The organism is Streptomyces sp. NPDC057428 (genome assembly GCF_042803195.1).
GTDB lineage: Bacteria > Actinomycetota > Actinomycetes > Streptomycetales > Streptomycetaceae > Streptomyces.
Genome location: NZ_JBHVCT010000025.1, coordinates 1 through 26,243, shown reverse-complemented (window position 1 = coordinate 26,243; position 26,243 = coordinate 1). Strand labels below are relative to the sequence as shown.

At 70.3% G+C, this 26,243-nt stretch carries 23 protein-coding genes, 1 tRNA gene and 1 riboswitch; of the genes, 19 read left to right on the top strand and 5 right to left on the bottom strand.

The genetic code is table 11. The annotated features are described in order from the left end of the window. Positions 1–83: 83 nt before the first annotated feature. From ACFU5K_RS12855 to ACFU5K_RS12845, 3 genes are all read left to right on the top strand, one after another. Positions 84–821 carry an HNH endonuclease family protein gene (locus ACFU5K_RS12855; RefSeq protein ID WP_384059915.1) on the top strand — a complete coding sequence of 246 codons (738 nt, stop codon included), beginning with the start codon at positions 84–86 and terminating at the stop codon, positions 819–821. Between the two features lie 49 nt (positions 822–870). Continuing rightward, the gene (locus ACFU5K_RS12850) at positions 871–1,197 is read left to right on the top strand and encodes a hypothetical protein (protein WP_384059912.1); all 327 of its coding nucleotides are present in this window, start codon (positions 871–873) and stop codon (positions 1,195–1,197) included. Positions 1,198–1,304: 107 nt separating this feature from the next. Beyond that, positions 1,305–2,051 carry an N-acetyltransferase gene (locus ACFU5K_RS12845; protein ID WP_384059909.1) on the top strand — a complete coding sequence of 249 codons (747 nt, stop codon included), beginning with the start codon at positions 1,305–1,307 and terminating at the stop codon, positions 2,049–2,051. Positions 2,052–2,152: 101 nt separating this feature from the next. On the opposite strand, the gene ACFU5K_RS12840 is transcribed toward ACFU5K_RS12845, so the two are convergent. Further along, complete coding sequence (locus ACFU5K_RS12840; RefSeq protein ID WP_384059906.1) at positions 2,153–2,977, bottom strand: DUF4190 domain-containing protein; 825 nt, start codon at positions 2,975–2,977, stop codon at positions 2,153–2,155. A gap of 211 nt (positions 2,978–3,188) precedes the next feature. On the opposite strand from ACFU5K_RS12840, the gene ACFU5K_RS12835 reads away from it, so the two are divergent. The 12 genes from ACFU5K_RS12835 to ACFU5K_RS12780 all read left to right on the top strand — a co-directional run bounded on the left by ACFU5K_RS12835 (position 3,189) and on the right by ACFU5K_RS12780 (position 16,792). Further along, positions 3,189–5,297, top strand: a complete 2,109-nt coding sequence (locus ACFU5K_RS12835; protein ID WP_384059904.1) for an N-6 DNA methylase — start codon at positions 3,189–3,191, stop codon at positions 5,295–5,297. 98 nt (positions 5,298–5,395) lie between these two features. After that, entirely contained in the window at positions 5,396–6,013 is a 618-nt protein-coding gene (locus tag ACFU5K_RS12830) for a hypothetical protein (protein WP_384059903.1), read from the top strand. Further along, positions 6,010–7,566, top strand: coding sequence for a serine/threonine-protein kinase (locus ACFU5K_RS12825; protein ID WP_384059900.1), 1,557 nt, complete (start codon positions 6,010–6,012; stop codon positions 7,564–7,566). Before ACFU5K_RS12830 ends, ACFU5K_RS12825 begins: the two co-directional genes overlap by 4 nt. A 170-nt stretch (positions 7,567–7,736) precedes the next feature. Then, positions 7,737–8,393 (top strand): SurA N-terminal domain-containing protein, encoded by a 657-nt coding sequence (locus ACFU5K_RS12820; protein ID WP_384059898.1) that lies wholly within the window; start codon positions 7,737–7,739, stop codon positions 8,391–8,393. Positions 8,394–8,479: 86 nt separating this feature from the next. After that, entirely contained in the window at positions 8,480–9,466 is a 987-nt protein-coding gene (locus tag ACFU5K_RS12815) for a nucleoside triphosphate pyrophosphohydrolase (protein ID WP_384059897.1), read from the top strand. Beyond that, positions 9,463–10,788 (top strand): cytochrome P450, encoded by a 1,326-nt coding sequence (locus ACFU5K_RS12810; RefSeq protein WP_384059894.1) that lies wholly within the window; start codon positions 9,463–9,465, stop codon positions 10,786–10,788. Before ACFU5K_RS12815 ends, ACFU5K_RS12810 begins: the two co-directional genes overlap by 4 nt. 105 nt (positions 10,789–10,893) lie before the next feature. After that, on the top strand, positions 10,894–11,850 hold the full coding sequence (locus ACFU5K_RS12805) for a transglycosylase family protein (protein WP_384059892.1): 957 nt from the start codon (positions 10,894–10,896) through the stop codon (positions 11,848–11,850). Positions 11,851–12,139: 289 nt separating this feature from the next. Continuing rightward, positions 12,140–12,312: riboswitch (cyclic di-AMP (ydaO/yuaA leader) on the top strand. Beyond that, positions 12,313–12,999 carry a transglycosylase family protein gene (locus ACFU5K_RS12800; RefSeq protein WP_384059889.1) on the top strand — a complete coding sequence of 229 codons (687 nt, stop codon included), beginning with the start codon at positions 12,313–12,315 and terminating at the stop codon, positions 12,997–12,999. A gap of 326 nt (positions 13,000–13,325) precedes the next feature. Further along, positions 13,326–14,612, top strand: coding sequence for a phosphopyruvate hydratase (eno, locus tag ACFU5K_RS12795; protein WP_384059887.1), 1,287 nt, complete (start codon positions 13,326–13,328; stop codon positions 14,610–14,612). 93 nt (positions 14,613–14,705) lie between these two features. Beyond that, on the top strand, positions 14,706–15,176 hold the full coding sequence (locus tag ACFU5K_RS12790) for a septum formation initiator family protein (protein WP_384059885.1): 471 nt from the start codon (positions 14,706–14,708) through the stop codon (positions 15,174–15,176). A gap of 94 nt (positions 15,177–15,270) precedes the next feature. Then, a complete protein-coding gene (locus ACFU5K_RS12785; RefSeq protein WP_384060026.1) occupies positions 15,271–15,804 on the top strand; it encodes a DUF501 domain-containing protein in 534 nt (177 codons plus the stop codon). A gap of 34 nt (positions 15,805–15,838) precedes the next feature. Beyond that, positions 15,839–16,792 (top strand): exopolyphosphatase, encoded by a 954-nt coding sequence (locus tag ACFU5K_RS12780; RefSeq protein WP_384059883.1) that lies wholly within the window; start codon positions 15,839–15,841, stop codon positions 16,790–16,792. A 51-nt stretch (positions 16,793–16,843) separates the two neighbouring features. Here the strand turns inward: ACFU5K_RS12780 and ACFU5K_RS12775 are convergent, their stop codons facing one another. Together ACFU5K_RS12775 and ACFU5K_RS12770 are read right to left on the bottom strand one after the other, a co-directional pair. Further along, entirely contained in the window at positions 16,844–17,113 is a 270-nt protein-coding gene (locus ACFU5K_RS12775) for a type II toxin-antitoxin system RelE/ParE family toxin (RefSeq protein WP_384059881.1), read from the bottom strand. Continuing rightward, the gene (locus ACFU5K_RS12770; protein ID WP_384059878.1) at positions 17,110–17,382 is read right to left on the bottom strand and encodes a type II toxin-antitoxin system Phd/YefM family antitoxin; all 273 of its coding nucleotides are present in this window, start codon (positions 17,380–17,382) and stop codon (positions 17,110–17,112) included. The genes ACFU5K_RS12775 and ACFU5K_RS12770 overlap by 4 nt, the downstream gene beginning before the upstream one ends. 547 nt (positions 17,383–17,929) lie before the next feature. Between ACFU5K_RS12770 and ACFU5K_RS12765 the strand changes: the two genes are divergently transcribed. Then, positions 17,930–19,336: an NAD(P)/FAD-dependent oxidoreductase gene (locus ACFU5K_RS12765; protein WP_384059876.1), complete on the top strand. Its 1,407-nt coding sequence runs from the start codon at positions 17,930–17,932 to the stop codon at positions 19,334–19,336. Between the two features lie 252 nt (positions 19,337–19,588). Next, positions 19,589–20,893: a class I SAM-dependent methyltransferase gene (locus ACFU5K_RS12760; RefSeq protein WP_384059873.1), complete on the top strand. Its 1,305-nt coding sequence runs from the start codon at positions 19,589–19,591 to the stop codon at positions 20,891–20,893. A 62-nt stretch (positions 20,894–20,955) separates the two neighbouring features. On the opposite strand, the gene ACFU5K_RS12755 is transcribed toward ACFU5K_RS12760, so the two are convergent. After that, positions 20,956–23,490, bottom strand: coding sequence for an ABC transporter permease (locus tag ACFU5K_RS12755; RefSeq protein ID WP_384059870.1), 2,535 nt, complete (start codon positions 23,488–23,490; stop codon positions 20,956–20,958). 77 nt (positions 23,491–23,567) lie between these two features. After that, the gene (locus ACFU5K_RS12750; RefSeq protein WP_384059867.1) at positions 23,568–24,335 is read right to left on the bottom strand and encodes an ABC transporter ATP-binding protein; all 768 of its coding nucleotides are present in this window, start codon (positions 24,333–24,335) and stop codon (positions 23,568–23,570) included. Between the two features lie 740 nt (positions 24,336–25,075). Here ACFU5K_RS12750 and ACFU5K_RS12745 point away from each other — a divergent pair. Together ACFU5K_RS12745 and ACFU5K_RS12740 are read left to right on the top strand one after the other, a co-directional pair. Further along, positions 25,076–25,162: transfer RNA gene (locus tag ACFU5K_RS12745), tRNA-Leu, on the top strand. 145 nt (positions 25,163–25,307) lie between these two features. Then, a complete protein-coding gene (locus tag ACFU5K_RS12740) occupies positions 25,308–26,195 on the top strand; it encodes a Bax inhibitor-1/YccA family protein (RefSeq protein WP_384059864.1) in 888 nt (295 codons plus the stop codon). Positions 26,196–26,243 lie beyond the last annotated feature (48 nt).

Sequence of the window (26,243 nt, the reverse complement as noted above, 5' to 3'; positions counted from 1 at the left end):
GCCGGGGCCTCCGAAGCAGGGCACTCCCCTACCCCCACCCGCCCCGTGCCGCGATGCCCGCCCGGCGCCTAACCTGGTTCGCTGTGAAGCCATATGACGCAGTGAGCCCCCGCAACCGCCTCCTCGCCCTCGTAACCGTGGCCCTGACGGGTTCTCTGATCCTGACCGGGTGCGACTCCCTCGAAGACCTGCCCGACCCCGCACGGTCCGAAGCGGCGCCGGCCCCCGGCGGCAGCGCGCTGCAGGCGGCCGAAGGCCTCACGGTCAAGGGCCGGGCACCGAAGACCGGTTACGACCGCGACGAGTTCGGGTCCGCCTGGGCCGACACCGACCGCAACGGCTGCGGGACACGCGACGACATCCTCGCCGACCAGCTCGACGACGTGTCCAGGGACTCCGACGGCTGCAAGGTACTCAGCGGCGTGCTGGACCCGGACCCGTACACCGGGACCCGCATCACGTTCCAGCGCGGCCGCAGCAAGGTGGACATAGACCATCTCGTCGCGCTGTCCGACGCCTGGCAGAAGGGCGCCCAGAAGTGGAGCGACGGCAAACGGCGGGCGTTCGCCAACGACCCGATCAATTTGGTGGCGGCCGACTCGTCCACCAACCGCCGCAAGGGCGACGGGGACACCGCGACCTGGCTGCCTCCGAACAAGGACTACCGCTGCGCGTACGTCGCGGGGCAGGTCTCGGTGAAGAAGAAGTACGGGCTGTGGGTCACGCAGGCAGAACAGGACGCCATGACGGACGTGCTGAGGACCTGCCCGCAGGAAAAGCTGCTCGCGGGCGGCAACCCGACGGACGCACCGGCGCGTTGAGCCTGGTGCGCACGGTGGGCCCGGACGCCGCCGTGTGGATACTGGGCGGATGTGGAGATGGCGGCTGACGGCCGCGGGGGTCAATCTGGCGCTCGGGGTGCCGGGAGTCGTCCCGGTGTGGCTGGTGTGGTACTTCCTGTCGAACGGGCCGCTCGCCGAGGTTGGTTGGACCCGGCGCGAGCCCACGGAGAACGACGGCATGTTGCTCTGGCTGGTGATCGTCGTACCTGTGGTCGCGGTCTTCGGGATCATCTGGTGGCTCGCCAACGGTCCGGTGTGCCGGAGGGCGGCGCTCGACCCGCGCGTGTACTGGCCGGCCGGGGCGCTGCTGACGCTCGCGCCGACTGCGGTGCTCATCGTCAACACCTACGTATGAGCCGGTCCGGGACCTCGGCGGCGGGGGCCGGCTCCCGCCCGGCGGACGGCGTCCTGGGCCGGGTAATTGGCTTGGCCGGCCGGTGCCCCGCACCTACCGTGACGCGTATGGACCTGACGATCACCACACTCGCCGAGCGGCCCGAGCTGGCGGGCGCGATCGACGAGATGCCCGTCACCTGGCCGCTCTTCGTGCTGGAGGACCTGGTGGGCTGGGCGAACTTCCCGCGCCTGGCCGCCGAGTTCCCCGAGTATGTACTGGTCGCCACCGGCCCGGACGGGGCGGTGGCCGCCCGGGCCTACAGCGTGCCCTTCGCTCTCGGCGTCCCGGGGCGGGGCTCCCTGCCCGCGAGCGGCTGGGACCAGGTGCTGCTGTGGGCGTTCTCCGACCTGCGGCACGGACGCACGCCCGACACGGTCAGCGCGATCGAGGTGGCGGTGTCCTCGGGGCTGCAGGGCCGGGGCGTGTCCGGGCAGATGCTGGCCGCGATGCGGGAGAACGCCCGGCGGCTCGGCTTCCGCGAGGTCGTGGCCCCCGTGCGGCCGAGCGCGAAGCACACGGATCCGGCGACGCCGATGGAGGAGTACGCCCGGCTGGCCCGCGACGGGGACGGCCTGCCGGTGGATCCCTGGCTGCGGGTCCATGTGCGGGCGGGCGGGGTCGTCGACTCGGTGGCGCCGACGTCGATGACCGTGAGCGCCCCGCTCGACCGGTGGCGCGCCTGGACGGGGCTGCCGTTCGACACCGAGGGCCCCGTGGACGTACCGGGAGCCCTGGTGCCGGTGCTGTGCTCGGTCCGGCACGGCTACGCCGTGTACGTCGAACCGAACGTCTGGGTGCGCCACCGGACGTGAACAGCGCGTGGGCCCGCGAGGAAGGGACGTCGTGTCCTCGCCGGGGAGGCGCCCGCGTCCCGGGCGCCCGCCTGCTTCGTGCGTCCGTGGTGCGCGGGGTGTCAGAGCTTCAGGTCCCACTGGTCCGCGTCCCATTCGAGGCCCGGGCTGACCTCGACGGTGAGGTTCTTCGCGTCCGCCGGCGCGTCGAAGGCGAACTGTGCGGTGATCTTCTTGCCCGGGAGGACCGTTCCGCTGAAGCCCTCACCGACCTTGCCGTCGAAGATCTGCTCGGCGTTCACGCCGTCTTTGCCGGCGCGGGCGTCAACGGTGGCCAGGCTCGCGTCGAGCTTCTCCTTGCTCTTGTTCTCCATGACGACGGTCACCTTGTACGCGCTGTTGCCCTTGGTGTGCCCGGCCGCGAACTCGTCCGGTGTGTAGGCGTTCGCGGGTCCGACCGTGACCTCCAGACCGTCGTCGTACACGGCCGTGTCCGCTTCGTCCAGGCCCACGGCCTTGTCGTCGGCGGTGTCCTTCTCCGTGCCACCCGCGGGCGCCCCCGGCTTCGCGGAGGCCGCACTCCCCGACACCTCCTTGTTGATGTCCTTCACCACGTCGTCCACGGCCTTGAACGTCAGGACGGCTCCGACCACCGACAGGATGAGTGAGACCAGGCCGAGCACCGCGCCGAACGTCGCCACGCCCTTGTTGGTCGCCTCCCCGCGTTTGGCGCGTCCCCGTGCCGCCAGGCCCAGGATCAGGGCGATGACTCCGAGGATGCCCGCCAGCCAGAAGAGCAGCGGCACCAGACCGGAGACCGTCCCGATGATGCCGAGGACGAGGGCGGCGACACCGAGCCCGTTGCGGGCGGGGTGCGTGCCGGGAACCTGGGTGGGGGCGTACGGCTGCTGAGGCTGAGGCTGAGGCGACTGCGTGTACTGCGACATGGGTGTGCCCTTCGGCGAACGACGGGGATGTGAGCAGCGAGACGCGCCGCCCCCTTGTGCGATGGGTCAATAAGAGCAGAGCCTGTGAACCGGGTCAACATGCATTTCGTTGTTTTGTTTAGTCGCGTGCGTGAACCGGGGTGTTGGCGTGATCGGTATGCTCACCCACACAGCGGGCGACACCGACGTGCGTGGAACGGGAGACAGGCCAGTGCCGGAGAGCTCGACAGAGGTGACCGCGGCCGGAATCGCCCGGCTCGCAGGTGTGGGCCGCGCCGCCGTCAGCAACTGGCGCCGCCGCCACGACGACTTCCCCAAGCCCGTCGGCGGCACCGAGGCGAGCCCTTCGTTCGCCCTTCATCAGGTCGAGCAGTGGCTACGCGACCAGGGCAAACTCGCCCAGGTCCCGCTGCGGGAAAGGGTCTGGCAGCAGATGGCCGGGCATCCCGGCGGCGCCGTCACCGCTCTCGTCCACGCCGGCAGCGCCCTGATCCTGGTCCGCGACAGGCCCACCGCATGGCTGGAGATCACCGCGGTCTCGGACGCCCGTATGGCGGGAGTGCTCCCCGACGCCCTGGACCGGGTGCTGGCCGACCGCTTCGGGCCGGGACGCGTCGTCCCCACCCCCACGGCTTCCGCGCTCCTGCCGTCCGTCCCGCTCCTGCGCGGCGTCGCCGAGCTCGCCGCGGAGACCGGCGTCCGGCAGGCCTTCGACTTCCTGTTCGGCCGCCAGCTCGACGCCAACCCGCGTCAGTACACACTCACCCCTCCGGGTCTCGCCGATCTGATGGCCTCCCTCGCCGAAGCGGCGAAGCCCCACGGGGGGCACGGAGGGAAGCGGCTTCCGCGCACGGTCCTCGACCCCGCCGCCGGAACCGGCGCCCTGCTGCGCGCGGTCGGCAGGCCCACCGCTCTGTACGCGCAGGAGGCGGACGCCGACCTCGCGGCGCTCACCGCGCTCCGGCTCGCACTGCAGGCGTCGACGAGCGGGGCCGACGAGCCCGCCATCGAGGTGCGGACCGGCGACACCCTGCGCACGGACGCGTTCGCTCAGCTGACGGTGGACGCGGTGCTCTGCCACCCGCCGTTCAACGAGCGCAACTGGGGCCATGACGAGCTCGCCTACGACCCGCGGTGGGAGTACGGCTTCCCGGCCCGCACCGAGTCGGAACTCGCCTGGGTCCAGCACGCACTCGCCCGTCTTCGCGAGGGCGGCACCGCAGTGCTGCTGATGCCCCCGGCCTCGGCGTCCCGCCGCTCGGGCCGCCGCATCCGTGCCGATCTGCTGCGCCGCGGGGCCCTGCGCGCCGTCATCGCCCTCCCGGCCGGCGCCGCGCCCCCGTACGGCATCCCCCTCCATCTCTGGGTGCTCCGCAAGCCGGGTGCCGAGTCGCGGCCCACGCCCGAACTGCTGGTCGTGGACACCGCCGGCCCCGAGGCGGCGGGCGCAGCGTCGGGCCGCGACCGGCTCGACTGGCCCGCACTGCGTGCCGCAATCCTCGACGCCTGGACATCCTTCGACACGGTCGGCCGCCGGGAACCCTTCGAGGAGCACCCGGGTGTGAGTCGTGCCGTCCCCGTCATCGAACTGCTCGACGACGACGTGGACCTGACCCCCGCCCGTCACCTCCCGTCCGCGGCGTCCGGCGGTGGCGCGGCGGAGCTGGCGGCTGTGCGGGAGCGGCTGCAGGACACCCTGAAGCTGGTCTCCCGGCTCGCTCCGGTCCCCGCAACGCCTGGCGAGGCGGCCAGGCGGCCCCACACCACGGTCGGTGAACTGGCCCGCGCCGGCGCCCTGCAGCTGCGTACGGGCACCGGTGCGGCGACCGGCCCGGTGGCGGTCCTCACCGAGCACGACGTCCTCGCCGGCACGGCCCCCAGCGGGACGCCCACGGCCCCCGCCGGCTCTCCGCAGGACGAGCCGCTGCTGCTGGAGGCGGGCGACGTGGTGGTGCCCGTGCTCGGTGGCGGCGCGGTGGCCAGGGTCGTCGACGACGCCACGGAGGGGTCCGCGCTCGGCCGTAACCTCCAGTTGCTGCGCCCCGATCCGGCCTCCCTGGACCCCTGGTTCCTCGCCGGCTTCCTGCGCGGGACCGCCAACAACCGGCAGGCCAGCAGCTACGCGTCCACGGCGACGCGTCTCGACGCACGCCGCCTCCAGGTACCGCGCCTTCCGCTGGACGAACAGCGCAGGTACGGCGAACAGTTCAGCGCCCTGGCCGCCTTGGAGGACGCGCTGCGCACGGCGGGCCGGCTCGGCGGGCAGCTGGTGCAGGGGATGTACGACGGGCTCACGGACGGCACGGTGGCCCCGAAGTGACCTGATGCACAACGGTTGTGCGCAACCCGGGAGCCGTTGTCCCTGCCGGTGTATACGCTCGCAGCAACGTCCGACATACACCCTCCCGGGAGCAGCACATGCACGGCTACGGCTATCCGCCGCCGCAGCTACCGAAGCGGCGGCCGTCCTCGGCGACGCTGACCGCGCTGCGCGTGCTCTTCGTGGCACTCACGCTCATGAGCTGCGGGTTCCTGTCCTGGGCATCGCTGCTGCGGCTGGCCACCGTCACCCGCAAGGGGCTGGACTGGACGCTGATGGCGGTGGTCATCGCGCTCAACGCGGGCATGTTCGCGTACATCGTCTCCACGCCCGACAACGAGGAGGAGCTGACGGACGTGCAGGCGCTCGTGTTCCTCGGCTGGCTGCTCTGCACGGTGATCGGCACGATCACCTACTACCTGTACGCGGAGATCCGGCACTACGGCCCCCAGCACGCAAGCCCCGGCCCGTCGCCGTACGCGGCTCATGGTGCGCCGCAGGCCCCCGCCGTCCCACCCGCGAGGCCCGCCCCCGGGTACGGCTACCCGCCGCCCCCGGCCGACTCCGTCCGTACGCCGGCCCCGACACCCCGGCCCACTCCGGCACGGCGGTCCGGGCCCGCACCGCCGCCCGCCTCCTTCCAGCGCCTGGACCAGGTGCGGGCCGAGCTCGACGAGCTGAGCGACTACCTCCGCAAGGAGGGTGACGGCAGATGAACGGCCGTGTCATCGCGGGCCGTTACGAGCTGGCGAACATTCTCGGCCAGGGCGGCATGGGCCAGGTCTGGACGGCGTACGACCGGCGTCTCGACCGAAGGGTCGCGGTGAAACTGCTGCGCCCCGACCGGGTCGCAGGCCCCTCCGGCAGCGAGGCCGCCGACGACCTGCGCCGCAGGTTCGTCCGCGAGTGCCGGGTCACCGCGCAGGTCGACCACCCGGGCCTCGTCACCGTCCACGACGCGGGGAGTGACGGCGATGACCTCTACCTCGTCATGCAGTACGTCGAGGGCGCCGACCTCGCCGACCATCTCGCCGAGCACGACCCCTATCCGTGGCCATGGGCGGTCGCGGTGGCCGCGCAGCTCTGCGCGGTGCTCTCGGCCGTGCACGCGGTTCCGATCGTGCACCGCGACCTGAAGCCGCGAAACGCGATGATCAAGCCCGACGGCACCCTCACGGTGCTCGACCTCGGCATCGCCTCCGTCATGGACACCGACACCACCCGCCTCACGCACACGGGTTCACCGATCGGATCCCCGGCCTACATGGCCCCCGAGCAGGCGATGGGTGGCGCCGTCGGTCCGTACACCGACCTGTACGCCCTAGGGGTCCTGCTGCACGAACTCCTCAGCGGGGAGGTCCCGTTCGCCGGTTCCACCGCCCTGGGGGTGCTGCACCGCCATCTCTACGAGCCGCCGCTCCCGGTCCGCCGCATCAGGCCCGAGGTCCCCGAGGCGCTGGAAGTCCTCGTCCTGCGCCTGCTCTCCAAGGACCCGCAGCATCGCCCCGCGTCCGCGCAGGAGGTGTACCAGTCCCTGAGCCCGCTGCTTCCGGCCGGCGGTTCGCCCTCCGGGCCGCTCGACCCGACCCGCCCGTTCCTCCGCCCGCACGCGCCCTGGCCCGACCGGGCGGCCGCCCCTGCCCCCGCGCCCGTACCGGCGCAGCAGGCGCCCGCCGCGTCCTTCGAACCGCCGTCACGGCCGAACGTCGCGCAGGCGGTCGACGACGTGAAGCGGCTCCTCGGCGAGGGCAGGATCACCCAGGCCGTCGACATCCTCGGCGGTATCCTGCCCGCCGCCGCGGCGGAACACGGCGAGGACTCCGCGGTCGTGAGGATCCTGCGCAAGCAGTACGCCGCCACGCTGATGGACGACGGGCAGTACCGCCGTGCCCTGCCCGAGCTGCGCCGCCTCGCCGACGACCGCACGGCCGAGGCCGGGCCGGGTGACGCAGGGACGCTGCAGTTCCGTTACGACGCGGCGCAGTGCCTGGAACAGCTGGGCGAGGCAGCCGCCGCGCTCGCCGAGTACAGGGCGCTCCTTCCCTACTACGAGAACGGCTACGCCAACTCCACCGGTCCGGGGCGTGCGTTCGACATCCGCCAGCGCATCGGGCACCTGCTGCTCGGCGTGGGGGACCACTCGGCGGGCTGCGCCCAGCTGCAGGCTCTCCTGTACGACGCGGAGCGCGCCTACGGCCCGCACCACCCGCTGCCCACGGAGCTCCGCCGGCAACTCACCCACCATCAGGACGTACGTGAGTCGTTCTGAGACGTACGGCCGTCCGAAGCGGCACTCCGGACGGGTTTTCGCCCTCGACCCCACACTGACCGGTCCGGAAATCGTTGGTCGAAGCAGTGGCCCGAATCACGTCCACTGCCTAACATCGATCACCGCAAGGCTTTGTGCACTGATGCACAAACTCTCCCCGGGAGGCTCCTTTGCACCGCCGCCGTCGTACCGCGCTCGTCCTTTCCGCCGCAACACTCCTCGCGGGACCGCTTCTGACCGCCTGCGGCAGCGAGGCCCATCCGGGTGCCGCGGCCGTCGTGGGCGGCGACCGGATCGACGTGGCGACCGTCCAGGCACAGGCGGCCGACGTACGTACGGCGCAGCAGAGTGCCGGGCAGTCCGAGGAACTGGTCAAGAAGACCGGGCAGCTGAACCGGGCCAAGCTGCACGGCCTCATCTTCGGGCGGGTCCTGGACCGGGCCGCGAAGGACGCCGGCGTGACCGTCAGTCGCAAGGAGATCCAGCAGATCCACGCGGAGGCCGCAGCGCAGTACGGCGGGGACAAGGGCCTGCGTACGGTGTCGCTGGAGCAGCGTTGGGTCGCCCCCGGCCAGATCGAGGATGATCTGCGCAAGGAGGTCCAGCTCCCGAAGCTGGCCCGTGCGCTCGGCGCCGATCTGCGGACTCCGGCCGGCCAGCAGGCCGTGAGCAAGGCGCTCACCGAGGCGTCCAAGGCGCTGCACATCGACGTCAACCCGCGCTACGGCAGCTGGGACGACAAGAAGGTGCAGCTCAGCACGTACAAGACAGCGTGGATCAAGCAGGTCACCACCCTCCAGGGCCAGGAACCGGAGACAGGCGCCTGACCCCTGGGATGGCTCGTCCTGGTCAGGCAGGTCTCGCGCCTGATCCGGACGGGAGGTCCTCCCCCGCCGGGAGGTAGGTTCGGGTGGTGAACGCTGAAGACCCCGGCCGTATCGTCCTGCTCACCGCCAGCCACCGGGTCGCCCCCGGTCTGCTGTCCTGGCCCGCCTGGCAGACGCTGCGCGCGGCCGACAAGGTGCTGTGCCCCGAGCGGGACCACCCGCAGCTGCCGTACCTGCGGGAGGCGGGGGTCGCGGCCGAGCACGCCTCGCCGTCGGCCGAGGAGCTGGTGGACGACTGCGCGGGCGGCCGGACCGTGGTGGTGATGGTCGGCGGAGAGAGCGATCAGGCGCTGACCGACGGACTCGCCCGGCTGGGCGGTTCCGGCCGGGTGCGGATGCCCGACCTGGAGCTCCTGCCCGGTTCGTACGACCTGCCCGGCGCCCGGCTCCTGGATCTGGTCCAGGTCATGGACCGGATCAGGCTCGAGTGCCCGTGGACCTCGCAGAAGACGCACGCGGGCCTGGCGAAGTACGCCATCGAGGAGGCGTACGAGCTGGTCGAGGCCATCGAGGACGGCGACCGCGAGGAACTGCGCGAGGAGCTCGGCGACGTGCTGCTCCAGGTCGTCTTCCACGCGCGCATCGCCGAGGAGGACCCGGAGGAGCCCTTCGGCATCGACGACGTCGCGGCGACGATCGTCGAGAAGCTGATCCACCGCCATCCGCACGTGTTCGGCGACGAGACCGCCGAGACCCCGGAGGACGTCCACGCGCACTGGCTGCGTACGAAGGCGATCGAGAAGCAGCGTGCCTCGGTCACCGACGGAGTGCCGCTCGGCCAGCCCGGCCTGGCGCTCGCCGCCAAACTCGGCAGCAGGGTCCGTGCGGCGGGCCTCGGAGTGGCGATCCCCGAGGGCGGCGGGATCGGTTACCAGTTGCTCGCCCTCGCCGTGCGGGCCGAACAGGACGGCGTCGACCCGGAGGCCGCCCTGCGCGCCGCCGCGCGTGCCTACCGTGACGCCATCAGGGCCGCCGAGGGGCTCGACGGCGCGACGGACGGCGTCCAGGAATGAACGACGGCCCCGGAACGCCGCCCGCCCCCGGAACGCCCTTCGCCTCCGAAGTCGCCCCCGAGGCCGGACCCGAGCTCTTCACATGGGAGTTCGCCACCGACCCGTACCCCGCCTACGCCTGGCTGCGCGAGCACAGCCCCGTGCACCGCACAGCGCTGCCCAGCGGGGTCGAGGCCTGGCTGGTGACCAGGTACGCGGATGCCAGGCAGGCTCTCGCCGACACCAGGCTCTCCAAGAACCCGGCCCACCACGCCGGATCGGCGAACGCCAAGGGGAAGACGGGCATCCCGGGTGAGCGCAAGGCGGAGCTGATGACGCATCTGCTGAACATCGATCCGCCGGACCACACCCGGCTGCGCCGGCTCGTGTCCAAGGCTTTCACCCCGCGCCGGGTGGCCGAGTTCGCGCCTCGTGTGCAGGAACTGACGGACAGCCTCATCGACTCCTTCATCGAGGAGGGGAAGGCGGACCTCATCCACGACTTCGCCTTCCCGCTGCCCATCTACGCGATCTGCGACCTGCTGGGAGTCCCCCGGGAGGACCAGGACGACTTCCGTGACTGGGCGGGGATGATGATCCGGCACGGCGGCGGCCCGCGGGGCGGAGTGGCCAGGTCGGTGAAGAAGATGCGCGGCTATCTCGCCGAACTCATCCACCGCAAAAGGGAGAATCCCGGCGACGATCTCATCTCCGGCCTGATCAAGGCCAGTGACCACGGTGAGCACCTCACCGAGAACGAGGCCGCGGCGATGGCCTTCATCCTTCTGTTCGCCGGCTTCGAGACGACCGTCAACCTGATCGGCAACGGGGTCTACGCGTTGCTGCGCAACCCGTCGCAGCACGAGCGTCTGGAGCGCTCGCTGGCGGCGGGGGAGACCGAACTGCTCGCCACGGGTGTCGAGGAGCTGCTGCGCTACGACGGGCCGGTGGAGCTCGCCACATGGCGCTACGCCACCGAACCCGTGACTCTGGGAGGGCAGGTCGTCGCGGCGGGCGATCCCGTCCTCGTGGTGCTCGCCGCCGCTGACCGGGACCCCGAGCGATTCCAGGATGCGGACACCCTGGATCTCGCTCGGAGTGACAATCAGCACCTGGGCTACGGTCACGGAATCCACTACTGCCTGGGGGCGCCGCTGGCCCGCCTGGAGGGTCAGGTAGCCCTGGCGACGCTTTTGAAACGGCTCCCTGACCTGCGGATTGCCGCCGAACATGCCGATTTGCGGTGGCGCGGAGGGCTCATCATGCGTGGACTGCGCACGCTTCCCGTGGAGTTCGGTCCCGGCCATACACCGGCGCAAGGTGACGTTCTGTCAACTCTGTGACTTTCACGTGATCTCCGCTGCATCGACTTGTGACACACGTTCGAGTACGGCTAGGTTCACCGTTCGACTCACCCGTCACATGTCAGTCACACGGAAGGCAACCCCATGGGCTCCGCGAACGGCAGACACCGTCGCCCTCGTCAGGCACCCGCCATCGTCGTCGCCGCAGGCGTCACAGGGTCGGCGATTGCCATCCCGCTGCTCGGCGCCGGTGGCGCGCAGGCCGCAGACGCCTCGACGTGGGACCGCGTCGCCGAGTGCGAGAGCGGTGGCATATGGAGCGCCGACCTCGGCAACGGCTACTACGGAGGCCTGCAGTTCTCCGAGGCCACATGGTCGGCCTACGGCGGCACGGCGTACGCGTCCCGCGCCGACCTCGCGAGCCGCTCGCAGCAGATCGCCATCGCCGAGAAGGTGCTGGACGACAAGGGCCCCCAGGCGTGGCCCAGCTGCGCGGTGATCTCCGGGCTGGCGCTCGACGGGGTACTGCCGGGTATCGATCCGGGTGACGGGCCGTCCGCCGAGCCGACGGAGGCCGCGACACCCTCCGGCACCCCCTCGTCCGAGGAGCAGGACGACGCGGGCGCGAAGGGCAAGGCCGGCAAGGGCGCGTCCGGCAGCAAGGCGGACAAGGGAAACAAGGTGGACAAGTCCGGCACCGCGCCTTCCGTCGCACCGTCCCCCGAGGCGTCCGAGACCTCTGGAGCCCCGAAGAGTGACGGGGCGAAGGCCGGGAAGCACCGCGGCACGCCCGCCCCCGAAGCGACCGACGCGTCGTCAGCGGCCACCGAAGGCCGCGAGTCGGGCAGGCATGCCTCGCGCGGTGACTCCGAGGCGCGTCAGGGCGCCGAGGGGACGTACACCGTCCAGGAGGGTGACAACCTCTGGGCGATCGCCGATACGGAGGAGCTCCCCGGTGGCTGGCCCGCCCTCTATGAGGCCAACAAGGACGAGCTCGGCTCCGACCCCGACCTGATCCTTCCCGGCCAGAGTCTGGACCTCGGTCTCGGCCTGGCTTCGGACGCGAGCGGGACCCAGGCGGAGGCTCCTGCCACCAACTGATCAAAAGCACGAAAACACTCCGAAATCAGGGGTAGTTCAGAGGCCTATGTCCACTTATGCGCAAGTGAGACATGGGTCTCTTTGCTTCAACTGGCGTGTCATGTACGCCCGGTCTGCCCATATCCGCTCCGACCTGCGCAAACGGACCGGTAGGTCGATCGCTAAAGGGCTGATTGACCGTTATGCCCATTTTTGAATGTAGGGGTTGCGTGTGTTTACGGTCGGAGCCGCTCGCACCGCGGGCACCTTCGACCGTCACGCCGAATCCTGCCGTCGGTCGAGGGGAACGACGCGTAAAGCGCCGTAGGCAGGAGCGGGGGACCCAGGTAAGTGCCGTGACCCGGCCGTCGGAGGACGGCTGAGGGACCGGCTGGGGGTGAAGTCGTCCGCGAGTGCGGTCGGCCGGGCAACTCACAGGCCCGAACCCGACAGCTCACCTCGTAGGCGTCGGTGAGGAGAACCATGCTGCTTTCCAGCAAGGGCAAGCACCGCCGCCCGTCCAAGGCCGTCCGTATCGCCACCCTGGCGGGCGTCACCGGTGCGGCCATCGCCGTCCCGCTGATGGGCGCGACCGGTGCTTCCGCTGCCTCCGTCGCCACCTGGGACGCCGTCGCCCAGTGCGAGTCCGGTGGCAACTGGTCCATCAACACCGGCAACGGCTACTACGGCGGCCTGCAGTTCTCGGCCTCCAGTTGGGCGGCCGCCGGCGGTACGCAGTACGCGGCCCGCGCCGACCTGGCCACCAAGGACCAGCAGATAGCCGTCGCCGAGAAGCTCCTCGACCTGCAGGGCCCCGGCGCCTGGGCCTGCGCCGGTGCCGGCGGCCTGACCGACGACGGTGTGGACCCGGGTGTGGACACCGGCTCCGCGCCGAAGGCCGACACGAAGGCGCAGCCGGAGCGCAAGGCCGAGCAGCCCGCCTCGCGCAGCGAGAAGCGCACGGCTCCCAAGGAGACCGTCACCACCCCGACCGGTCAGAAGGTCGAGAAGGGCGACGGCGAGTACAAGGTCAAGGCCGGCGACACCCTCAGCAAGATCGCCGACGCGAAGAAGGTCAAGGGCGGCTGGCAGAAGCTGTTCAAGCTGAACGACGACATCGTCCACGACGCCGACCTGATCTTCCCGGGTCAGCAGCTTCACCTGAAGTAGTCACGGGCGGTCCGGTGTCCCCCTCCCCGGCGGCCCGGCCCAGCACGCCCACCTCCTGCGTGCCGGGCCGGGTCGTGCCCGGTGCGCCCCTCGGGGGGTTGCCTCGGGGGACCCCACGACGGGCCGCTGTGGGGGTCTGCGTTCAACTGTTGTAGTTACTGGCCAGTAAATATCTGGAGTTTTGCCCGTAATGCAGGCCCTTGGGTCCTTTTTCGTCCCAGGGGGCGGGCGGACGGCCGACGGAGCGGGCCGAGCCGGTTAGGCTCGTGGCGCAAGGCCACAGTGACCCTGCACAACCAGCGTCATATCCCAGAAGGAGATGCCTCGTGCCGTCCATCGACGTCGTCGTAGCCAGGGAAATCCTCGACTCCCGGGGCAACCCCACGGTCGAGGTCGAGGTCGGCCTCGACGACGGCAGCACGGGACGTGCTGCTGTTCCGTCCGGCGCCTCCACCGGTGCGTTCGAGGCCATTGAGCTTCGTGACGGTGACCCCAACCGCTACCAGGGCAAGGGCGTCGAGAAGGCCGTCCTCGCCGTGATCGAGCAGATCGGCCCGGAGCTCGTCGGTTACGACGCCACCGAGCAGCGCCTCATCGACCAGGCGATGTTCGACCTGGACGCCACCGAGAACAAGGCCTCCCTCGGCGCCAACGCCATCCTCGGTGTCTCGCTGGCCGTGGCGCACGCCGCGTCCGAGGCCTCCGACCTCCCGCTGTTCCGCTACCTCGGCGGCCCGAACGCGCACCTGCTGCCCGTTCCGATGATGAACATCCTGAACGGCGGCTCGCACGCCGACTCCAACGTGGACATCCAGGAGTTCATGATCGCGCCGATCGGCGCCGAGTCCTTCTCCGAGGCCCTTCGCTGGGGCGCGGAGATCTACCACACGCTGAAGAAGGTCCTGAAGACCAAGGGTCTCTCCACCGGTCTCGGCGACGAGGGCGGCTTCGCCCCCAACCTCGAGTCCAACCGCGCCGCCCTCGACCTCATCCTCGAGGCCGTCAAGGAGGCCGGTTACGTCCCGGGCCGCGACATCGCGCTCGCCCTCGACGTCGCCGCGTCCGAGTTCTACAAGGACGGCGTCTACGAGTTCGAGGGCAAGTCCCGTTCGGCCGCCGAGATGACCGAGTACTACGAGGAGCTCGTCTCCGCGTACCCGCTGGTCTCCATCGAGGACCCGCTGTACGAGGACGACTGGGCCGGCTGGAAGGTCATCACCGACAAGCTGGGCTCCAAGGTGCAGATCGTCGGCGACGACCTGTTCGTGACCAACCCGGAGCGCCTCGCCCGCGGCATCGAGGAGGGCTCGGCCAACGCCCTGCTCGTCAAGGTCAACCAGATCGGTTCGCTGACCGAGACCCTGGACGCCGTGGAGCTCGCCCAGCGCAACGGCTTCAAGTGCATGATGTCCCACCGCTCCGGTGAGACCGAGGACGTCACCATCGCCGACCTCGCGGTCGCGGTGAACTGCGGTCAGATCAAGACCGGCGCCCCGGCCCGCTCGGACCGCGTCGCCAAGTACAACCAGCTGCTGCGCATCGAGGAGATCCTCGACGACGCCGCGGTGTACGCGGGCCGTTCGGCGTTCCCGCGGTTCCGCTTCGAGAGCTGACGGCCGAGTCCGGAGCACCAGCCTCCGTCCGTCCCCGCATCCGGTCCCGTACCGTGTGCGGGGACGGACGTGCGTAACGGGGAGGCGTGAGACATGGGCGGGAAGGACCGCGACCGGTTCTCCACCGCGACCAGGCTGCGACTGCTCGGTGAGCAGACGGCAGCCCGCGTCTACCGGTCCCAGAACCGGCGCCAGGCCCGCCGCTCCAGGCTCACCGGGCGGGCGGCGTTCCTGGCGCTGATCGTCTGCTCCCTGGTGGTTGCTCTGGCGTACCCCATGCGGCAGTACATCTCCCAGCGCGACCAGATCGCCGATCAGGAGAGGCTGTCGAGGGAGGCGCACCAGCGGACCGAGGAGCTGCGCGACGAGAAGGCGCGGCTCAAGGACGACGCGTACATCCGCCGTCTGGCCCGCGAGCACCTCCATTACGTGGTGCCGGGCGAGACCGCCTTCACGGTGGTCGACCCCGACGCGACCGAGGAGCGCCGCGGCGATCCGGGGGCGACCGGGCGGCCCTGGCACTCCAACCTCTGGGACGGCGTCGACAGCGCCGACCGCGAATGACACCGCCCCAGCACCGGCCCTGGTCCGGGCGCACGCATCGTGCCCCGCTCCCGCGCCGATACATACAGACCGACCGATGACATTCAAGGCAGGCATGGACACGCCCCCTCCGCAGACCGAATCCACCACGCCCACCGCCGCGGACGTCGCCGCGTTCGAGCTCCAGCTCGGCCGCCCGCCGCGCGGTCTGCGCGCCATCGCGCACCGCTGCCCCTGCGGCAACCCGGACGTGGTCGAGACCCAGCCCCGTCTGGAGGACGGCACGCCGTTCCCGACGACGTACTACCTGTCCTGCCCGCGCGCGGCCTCCGCGATCGGCACGCTGGAGGCCAACGGGGTCATGAAGGAGATGACCGCGCGCCTGGCGGAGGACCCCGAGCTGGCCGCCGCCTACCGCGCGGCCCACGAGGACTACCTCGCCCGGCGCGACGCCATCGAGGTCCTGGAGGGCTTCCCGAGCGCGGGTGGCATGCCGGACCGCGTGAAGTGCCTGCACGTCCTGGTCGGCCACTCGCTGGCGGCCGGCCCCGGGGTCAACCCGCTGGGCGACGAGGCGATCGCGATGCTGCCGCAGTGGTGGGCGAAGGGCCCCTGCGTCACGCCGTGCGGCGACACCGACGCGTCCTGATTCCGCGCGGTACCCGTCCAACCACAGGAGCCCCATGATCCGCGTTGCCGCCATCGACTGCGGTACCAACTCCATCCGTCTGCTCGTCGCCGATGTGGAGCCTTCCGCCGGGCAGCTCACCGAGCTCGACCGCCGCATGCGGATCGTCCGGCTCGGGCAGGGTGTCGACCGTACCGGGCGGCTGGCCCCCGAAGCCCTGGAGCGCACCTTCGACGCGTGCCGTGAGTACGCGGCCGTGATCAAGGAACTGGGTGCCGAGCGCATCCGGTTCGTCGCCACTTCCGCGTCCCGCGACGCGGAGAACAGCGACACGTTCGTCCGGGGCGTCCTGGACATCCTGGGCATCGAGCCCGAGGTCATCAGCGGTGACCAGGAGGCGCAGCTCTCCTTCGACGGCGCCACGAAGGAACTGACGGGCAGCGACCACCTGGAGAAGCCGTACCTCGTGGTGGACATCGGCGGCGGCTCCACGGAGTTCGTCGTCGGTGACGACGCCGTCCGCGCGGCCCGGTCCGTGGACATCGGCTGCGTGCGTATGACCGAGCGTCATCTCGTCGTGGACGGGGCCGTAGTGGACCCTCCCACGCCGGACCGCGTCGCCGCGATCCGCGCCGACCTCGACGCGGCCCTGGACCTCGTCGAGGAGACGGTGCCGATCGCCTCGGCCGCGACGCTCGTGGGCCTGGCCGGGACGGTGACCACGGTCGCGGCGATCGCGCTCGGTCTGGAGGAGTACGACTCCGAGGCCATCCACCACTCCCGGATCTCCGCCGGACAGGTCCGGGAGATCACGGCACGGCTGCTGGCCTCGACGCACGAGGAGCGCGCGGCGATCCCCGCGATGCACCCCGGCCGGGTCGATGTGATCGCCTCGGGCGCGCTCGCGCTGCTCGCGGTGATGGAACGCAGCGGTGCCACCGAGGTCGTCGTCAGCGAACACGACATCCTGGACGGGATCGCGTGGCACGCCGCACTCGACGACGCGTGACCCTCCAACTGTGAGGCAGCCCGGAGCCTCAGGGCTCCGGGCTGCCAGCTCTCAGATGTTGCGGTATACGTCGCGCCGGTCGCCGATCTTGACGACGAGGATGATGAGCTCGCCGTCTTCGACCTGGTAGGCGATCTGGTAGCTGCCGACCCGGAGCCGGTAAAGGCCGGACGGGCCGGTGAGTTTCTTGATGTCGGCGTCCTCGCGGTATGGATCGTCACCGAGTGCGGTCAGCGCGGCCAGGATGCACATGGCGGCCGGCCGGTCGATGGCTCGAAGCTGCCGCTGTGCCGCTGTGGTGAACCGGAACGCGTACTTCACGCTGCGTCGTCAGTGCGATCGGTGAACAGGTCTGCCAGCAGCTCAGCCATGGACACCGTCGGGCCGCCCTGAGCCAGGACCGCTTCGGCCTCCCGGGCCAGCAACACGTCGGCTGCTTCCTCCAGGGCGTTGAAGTCCGCGATCGGCACCACGGCCGCGACAGGCTCGCCGTTGCGGGTGATCACCGTAGGTGTGCCCTCCTCGGCACGATTGATGTGGTCCGCCAGGTGTGCGCGGGCTTCCCGTACGGTCACAGTGCTCTCGGCCATGAAGAAAGTGTACGCATGTTTGTGTACACATGTGCGGCTTCAGGGGTGAGTGGCGCTTCGGAGGCGATGTTCGACGGGATCGGCTGGTCGGCGGCGTGATCTCGGAGCCGCTGCGGGAGCGGTGAGATGTCGCTCATGCGCATTCCCGCCTGCACCTTTGAGTCGTCGAAGGCCTCTTCGGACCCGCCCGGAGAGGCCTTTCGTGCAGCGCCACGACGAAGTTCGTGAACTTCTTCACAAGGAATTCGGCCCCACTGGGCGAAGTTCTTCGTCCGGGGGGCCGTACGGGGCGCTCCGAGGGGTACCGGCGTGCGGGGCGGGGGTGTCGCGGGGGTGCGGCCGGGGTGTGTCCGGGGCAGGTGTTCGCTCGCACCCGGTGGCTCAAGGGCCAGCTCACAAGCGGTGAACAACGTTCGCCCGTATCCGCTGGTTCCCCTGGTGGACCATGACCTGGGTCACGTGGGCGGCGAAGTGTAGCAGAGGGGCGCGCATACCTTGTGAAGGGGCTCACGAGCATGCCTTTCGAGGGGGGTGGATACTCGATGGCATGAGCACCACGGAGCGTCCCAGGATCCTCGTTGTAGGCGGTGGGTACGTAGGCCTGTACGCAGCTCGTCGCATTCTGAAGAAGATGCGGTATGGAGAGGCGACCGTCACGGTCGTCGACCCTCGCTCGTACATGACGTACCAGCCCTTCCTCCCCGAAGCTGCTGCCGGCAGCATCTCGCCTCGGCATGTCGTTGTCCCGCTGCGACGCGTGCTGCCCAAGGCAGAGGTCCTCACCGGCCGAGTCGCGACCATCGATCAGGACCGCAAGGTCGCCACGGTCGCGCCGCTCGTCGGCGAGGCCTACGAGCTGCCCTTCGACTACCTGGTCATCGCGATGGGCGCGGTCTCCCGTACCTTCCCGATCCCCGGCCTCGCCGAGCAGGGCATCGGCATGAAGGGCATCGAGGAGTCCATCGGTCTGCGCAACCACGTTCTCGAGCAGCTGGACAAGGCCGACTCGACGACCGACGAGGACGTCCGCCGCAAGGCGCTGACCTTCGTCTTCGTGGGCGGTGGCTTCGCCGGTGCGGAGACCATCGGCGAGGTCGAGGACATGGCCCGGGACGCTGCGAAGTACTACTCCAGCGTGAAGCGCGAGGACATGCGCTTCATCCTGGTCGACGCCGCCGACAAGATCCTTCCCGAGGTCGGCCCGAAGCTGGGCGCATACGGCAAGGAGCACCTGGAGAGCCGTGGTGTCGAGGTCTACCTCTCGACCTCCATGGACTCCTGCGTCGACGGCCACGTCGTCCTGAAGAACGGCCTGGAGGTCGACTCCAGCACGATCGTGTGGACGGCCGGCGTGAAGCCGAACCCGGCGCTGGCCCGTTTCGGCCTGCCGCTCGGCCCGCGTGGTCACGTGGACACCTCCGAGAAGCTCCAGGTGCAGGGCACCGACTACATCTGGGCCGCGGGCGACAACGCCCAGGTGCCGGACATGGTCGGCCGCCGCGCCGGCAACCCGAACGCCTGGTGCCCGCCGAACGCCCAGCACGCGCTGCGTCAGGCGAAGGTCCTCGGTGACAACGTCATCTCCGGCATGCGGGGCTTCCCGCAGAAGGAGTACAGCCACGCCAACAAGGGTGCGGTCGCCGGGCTCGGCCTGCACAAGGGCGTCGCGATGATCGTCATGGGCAAGGTGAAGATCAAGGTCAAGGGCCGTCTCGCCTGGTACATGCACCGCGGCTACCACGGCATGGCCATGCCGACCTGGAACCGTAAGATCCGGATCTTCGCCGACTGGACGCTGGCGATGTTCCTGAAGCGCGAGGTCGTCTCGCTCGGAGCCATGGAGACTCCCCGCGAGGAGTTCTACGAGGCCGCCAAGCCGAGCCCCGCGCCCGTCGCCGCCAAGGCCGACGGCGACAAGAGCAAGTCGGAGGGTGAGAAGGCCAAGGCCTCCTGACGCCTGTACGAAACCGAAGGGGCCGTCCGCCATCCGTGGTGCGGACGGCCCCTTCGGCGTGCCGGGGCACCGCGAAGTAGATGGTAAGTGCAGGTATTTTGCCGTTTCGTTGCCCCGGGCAGGGATGGCGTGAGGGCCGCTCGGCGTTGACGCCGGTGTACCTCGCCGCGGCCCCGAGGTGTCGCGGCCCGGTTCGGGTGCGTATATGCGAATTTAGGCACATTCGGAAACACCACCACGGAGGTGTGCGCCATGGCCGATGCCGCGCCGCGGCTGACCGCTCTCGCCGAAGAGTTGCTGGGAGAACCCCTGCCGGTCCGGATCAGGGCCTGGGACGGCAGCGAATCCGGGCCCCCGGGTGCGCCCGTGCTCGTCCTGCGCCACCGCCGCGCCCTGCGCAGGCTGCTCTGGAAGCCCGGCGAACTGGGCCTGGCCCGCGCCTGGGTGGCCGGTGAGATCGACGTCGACGGTGACCTGTACGCCGTCCTGGGCGCCGTGGCCTCTCTGCTCTGGGAGCGCGGCGCGGACGCGAAGGACAGTGTCCACCCCGTCCGGGACGCCAGGGTGCGGGCCTTCGCGCGCGGCCTCGTCCAACTGGCCGGCCCCTGGCCGCCGCCGCCCCCGCCGGCAGAGGAGGTCCGCCGCCGCGCCGGCGCGCTGCACACCAGGCGTCGCGACAAGGAGGCCATCAGCCACCACTACGACGTGGGCAACGACTTCTACGCGATGGTCCTCGGCCCCTCCATGGTGTACTCCTGCGCCTACTGGCGGGACGGCGCCTCGCTGGAGGAGGCCCAGCGCGACAAGCTCGACCTCGTCTGCCGCAAGCTGGCCCTGAAGGAGGGCGACCGGCTCCTCGACGTCGGCTGCGGCTGGGGATCGATGGCCATCCACGCCGCACGCGAGTACGGCGCCCGGGTCACCGGCGTGACGCTCTCCACCGAACAGGCCGCCTTCGCCCGCAAGCGCATCGCGGAGGAGGGTCTCGCCGACCTGATCGAGATCCGGGTCCAGGACTACCGGGACGTCAGGGACGGTCCGTACGACGCCATCTCCTCGATCGGCATGGCCGAGCACGTGGGTTCGGTCCGGTTCCGGGAGTACGCCGACGACCTCTACGCACTTCTCAAGCCCGGCGGCCGACTGCTGAACCACCAGATCGCCCGCCGCCCGGAGAAGGACGAATCGGCTTACCAAATCGACGAGTTCATCGACGCCTACGTCTTCCCCGACGGCGAACTCGCCCCGGTGGGCCGCACGGTCGACACCCTGGAGCAGGCCGGCTTCGAGGCCCGCGACGTCGAGGCGATCCGTGAGCACTACGCACTGACCCTGCGTGAGTGGGTGGCCAATCTGGAGAAGCACTGGAAGGAGGCCGTCCGGGCCACCTCACCCGGACGGGCGAGGGTGTGGCGGCTCTACATGGCCGCATCCGCACTGTCCTTCGAGCGCAACAAGATCGGCGTCAACCAGATCCTCGCGGTGCGTCCGCGGGAGGGCGGCGGGGCCGCCATGCCGCTGCGGGCCCGCGACTGGACGGCGTCCGCCAACGCCTGACCCCGGAACGTGAGGAGGGCCGGTATCCGCAGTTGCGGGTACCGGCCCTCCTCACGTCCCACCTACTCCGTCTTGATCGCCGTCAGCATGTTGAGCTTCGCGCCGCTGCGGGCCGGCCAGAGGGAGGCCAGCACACCCACGAGACCGGCGAGCACCAGGAAGAGCGCGATGCGGTCCCACGGGACGACCAGGGCGTAGCCCGGGATGTCCTCGGCCAGGGTCCGGCCGATCGCCCAGCCGAGGAAGACGCCGAGCCCGACGCCGATCACCGCGCCGAAGACCGAGATGACGACGGCCTCCAGGCGGATCATCCGCTTCACGCGTCCCCGGTCGAGGCCGATGGCGCGGAGCATCCCGATCTCCTGCTGCCGCTCGAAGACCGACATCGCGAGGGTGTTGACGACCCCCAGGACCGCGATCAGGAGTGCCATGGCGAGCAGCCCGTACATGATGTTCAGCGCGGTGTTCACGAAGCCGCCGAAGGTGTCACGGATGTCCTGCCGGTCCATGACGCTCATCGCCGGGTTGTCGCCGAGCGCGTTGACGACGGCCTGCTCGTTGGCCTTGCTCGCGCCGCCGTCCGTCTTGATCCAGATCTCGCGGATGTCGGGGCGGGAGGCGGAGCCGTGCTCGTCGGCGAACGCCTTCGGGACCACGAAGGGCGAGAGGAACTCGTTCTCCTCGTAGAGGGCGCCGATCCTGACCTTGGCCTTCTTCTCGTCGTCGAAGGTCACCGGCAGGGTGTCGCCGGTCTTCCACCCGTTCGACTTCGCGGTCTTGGACCCGACCGCGACCTCACCGTCCTTCAGCGAGCTCAGCGAACCGGACACCGTCTTCAGCGAGAAGACCTTCTCCACGTCTCCCGGGGTGACGCCCGAGGCCGAGTGGAACTCCCCGCCGACCCGGAAGTGCACCGACTGCTGCGGCGAGAGGGCGGTGACGCCGTCCGCCTTCGACAGGGCGGTCAGCGCCGACTCGTCGAGCGAGCCACCACTGGCCATCGAGACCATGTAGTCGGCCCTGATGTTGTCCGTCGTCATCTTGTCGATCGCCTGGCCGAGCGTGACGCCGAGCACCGAGATGCCGGTGACCAGGGTCAGGCCGATGGCCAGCGCGGAGGCGGTGGCCCCGGTACGGCGCGGGTTGCGGACCGCGTTCTGCGAGGCGAGCTTCCCGGACACGCCGAACAGCTTCTCCAGCAGCGGCCGTACGGCGGCGACGGCCGGGCGCGAGAGGAGCGGGATCAGCACGATGATGCCGATGAGGGCCAGGAAGGCACCGGCCGCGACGAGATAGCGGCCGTCCTCGCCGCCGGTTGCGGCGCCGCCGACGATCCCGGCCGCACCGATCAGGGCGATGAACGCACCGATCGAATTCCGTACGATCAGCGACTTCGTGGTGGCGACGGCGTGCACACTGCTCATCGCCGCGACGGGGGCGATCTTCGCGGCCCGGCGGGCGGGCAGCCAGGCCGCCAGCACGGTGATCAGGATGCCGACGCCGAAGGCGGCACCGACCGCGACGGGCGAGATGATGAGCGGACCGGCCGGGATCTTGCCGCCGATGAGGCTCGTCGCGGAGCGCAGTCCGGTGGCGAGCCCGATGCCGAGGACGAATCCGATGACGGAGGCGAGGGTGCCGACGACGGCCGCCTCGATCAGCACCGAGCGCTTGATCTGACGGCGGGAGGCGCCGATGGCACGCATCAGGGCGAGTTCACGGGTCCGCTGGGCGACCAGCATGGTGAAGGTGTTGGCGATGAGGAAGACGCCGACGAACAGTGCGATGCCCGCGAAGGCCAGCAGCATGGCGTTGAGGCCGGCGAGCCCCTCCTCGATCTGCGCCGCCTGCTCGTCGGCGAGGGCCTTGCCGGTCTGCGCGGTCGCGTCCTTGGGGAGCAGCGGCTCGATCGCGTCCAGGACCGCCTTGTCCGAGCTGCCGGCGGCGGCGGTCACGGTGGCGTCCTTGAAGACGCCGGGCTTGAGGTAGAGCGTCTGGGCCGTCGCCGTGTCGAACAGCACGAGGCTGCCGCCCGCGTTGACGGCACCGTCCTCGGTGGTGAAGACACCGGAGAGGGTGAACTTCTTCACCGGTCCGTTCGTGGCGACCCGCACGGGGTCGCCGACGCGGTACTCGCCCTTGCGCGCGGTCTCCTCGTCGAGTGCGATCTGGCCGTTCTCAACCGGGCCCGCGCCGTCGGTGAACGTGTACGTGCCGTCCTTGCCGTTCTCTGCGGGGGAGAAGTTGGCGCCGGTGTTGGACCAGCCGTTGCCGATGAGCTTGCCGTCCGGGTCGGCGACACCGGCGAAGCCGGAGACCCGCCCGGTGGCCGAGGCGACGCCGTCCAGCGCCCGGATCTTCTCCAGGGTGGCGTCGTCGATGCCGGGGGCGTCGTCATCGCGTCCGTCGGCGTAGGTGGAGACCGCTACGGCGACGTCGTCGTAGCTCTTGGCCGACTGGTTGCGGAAGGCGTTGCCGAGGGTGTCGGTGAAGACGAGGGTGCCGGAGACGAACGCTACGCCGAGCATGACGGCGAGCACGGTCATCAGCAGCCTGGCCTTGTGCGCGAGCACATTGCGCAGGGCGGTACGGAACATGTCTGGGTGTCCTGGGATGGGTGCTGGAAGGGGGTCGGTGCGGGGGAGCGGCAGCCGGGACGCGGAGGCCGCCGGCCTCAGCTGGTCCGGCCCTTCGCGTCGAACGCCTTCATCCGGTCGAGGACACCGTCGGCGGTGGGGTTCAGCATCTGGTCGACGACGGCGCCGTCCGCGAGGAACACCACCCGGTCCGCGTAGGAGGCGGCGACCGGGTCGTGGGTCACCATCACGACGGTCTGGCCGAGTTCGCGCACCGAGTTGCGCAGGAAACCGAGCACCTCGGCGCCGGAGCGGGAGTCGAGGTTGCCGGTCGGCTCGTCGCCGAAGATGATCTCCGGCTGGGAGGCCAGGGCGCGGGCGACCGCGACGCGCTGCTGCTGACCGCCGGAGAGCTCGGCGGGGCGGTGCTTCAGCCGGTCGGAGAGGCCCACCATGTCGATGACCTTCTGCAGCCAGGCCGCGTCGGGCTTACGGCCCGCGATGTCCATCGGCAGGGTGATGTTCTCCAGCGCGGTCAGCGTGGGAAGCAGGTTGAACGCCTGGAAGATGAAGCCGATCTTGTCCCGGCGCAGCTGGGTGAGCTGCTTGTCCTTCAGGGTGCCGAGCTCGGTCTCTCCGATGCGCACCGAGCCGCTGCTGAAGCTGTCGAGGCCGGCCACGCAGTGCATCAGCGTGGACTTGCCCGAACCCGAGGGGCCCATGATCGCCGTGAACTCGCCCTGTGGGAAGTCCACGGTCACCCGGTCCAGGGCGACCACCTGGGTCTCACCCACCCCGTAGACCTTCGACAGCTCCGTGGCGCGGGCGGCGACCGCGGTGGTGCGGTGAACGCTGGTGGTGGTCACAGGGGTACTCCATGTTCGGACGACTGTTCGTGGGGACCTCCTCATCCTCGCTGTCGGATCGGGCCAGGTCGTCAGTCCCCATGCCCGTTCCCGGGGCCCTCTTGAGTCGCACCCGCCGTCCGGTGGCGTACTCCTGAGGTAGGAGACGGACCCTGACCGGGGTCGCCCTCATGGCGGGGAGGGCCGGTGGACCGCGCGCGCCGGACGCACCCGCGGGTCCTCGGAACGGGCCCGGCCGCCGATGCGCCGGTCACCCAGGGTGACGGTCCGGGGGTGGGGCGCCGCGCCACCGTGACCGCGCGGCCCCTGTTCCGCGACCCTTTGATCTTCCCCGACCGGTTGGGCCCGGGGCCGGGACGGACGGCGTCCGCGTCACCCTGATGCCGGGCGGGAGCTCGGTGTCCCTCGTCGGGGGGGCGGAGCCGGGGGACCCCGAGGTGCAGGGGCGGCCGCCGGTTCCGCGGTGCATGGAGGGCACTGTTCGGGGGTGAGGTGGCGGGGTCTGGCGAACGGTGGCGCGGACCCGTGGCGCGTGGGCCGTGCGGGTGCGGCGAGTTTCCGTCATTCCCGTTTGCCGGGCTTCGTGCCCCTTGCCCGGTCCGGGCGGGTGCTGATGCGGTGCGTGGTGTCTGACGGACCCTCAAACGATCAGTAAAATAAGACAACATCGAGCGGATGTTCCGCTGTTCGAGGGACACCCCCGGATAGGGTCTTGTGCCAACGCGGAGCCGCGCGCCCACGCCCGGGTGGTGGAATGCAGACACGGCGAGCTTAAACCTCGCTGCCTCCTCGGGGGCGTGCCGGTTCGAGTCCGGCTCCGGGCACCACGGCATCGCCGGCGGGACCCTGGCGGCCGCCCGATACTCCACTCCCAAACTCCCCTCAAAGATCCTCCTCTGGCACTAGGGCCTTTGTTTTGCCTACCCATTACTCTTGTGGCAAGGCCACGCAGGGTGGCCATGGAGGAGTGAGATGAGGAGCAGCAACCCGGTCTTCTCGCGACGGGGCTTCAGCCGCGACAACGGTTACGCGGGCTTCAACGCGGCGCCGCAGGCCGGGGTCCCCGCAGCGGGTGCCAACCCGTACGCGCAGGGCACGGCAGCCAACCCGTACGCCACGAACCCCTACGCCCAGCAGGACACCCAGTACGGCACGCCTCAGGCGCCGCCGAGCACCGGCGTGATGACGATCGACGACGTCGTCACGCGTACCGCGATGACGCTGGGCACCGTCGTGCTCACCGCCGCGCTCTCCTGGGCCCTGCTGCCCGTCGACGAGGCCAATCTCGGCAAGTCGTACGGCATCGCGATCGGCGCCGCCCTCGTGGCGTTCGTCTTCGCGATGATCCAGTCCTTCAAGCGCAAGGCGTCCCCGGCGCTGATCCTGGCCTACGCGGCCTTCGAGGGTGTCTTCCTCGGAGTGATCTCCAGCACGGTCAGCACCTACATCAGCCCCGGCACGGTGATCCAGGCGGTGATCGGCACCATGTGTGTCTTCGCCGGCGTCCTGATCGCCTACAAGATGCGCTGGATCCGTGTCACCCGCCGTTTCTACGGCTTCGTGATGGCCGCGGCCATGGGCTTCGTGCTCCTGCTGGTGGTCAACCTGCTGTTCAGTGTGTTCGGCGGCGGTGACGGCCTGGGCTTCCGCAGCGGCGGCCTCGGCATCCTCTTCGGCGTCGTCGGCATCATCCTCGGCGCGTGCTTCCTGGCCCTCGACTTCAAGCAGGTCGAGGACGGCATCGCCTTCGGCGCGCCGCGCGAGGAGTCCTGGCTGGCGGCCTTCGGCCTGACGCTGACCCTGGTGTGGATCTACCTGGAGATGCTGCGTCTGCTCTCCATCCTCAATGGGAACGACTGACCCGTAGGCGCACGACGACGGACGGCCCGCAGGCGACATGCCTGCGGG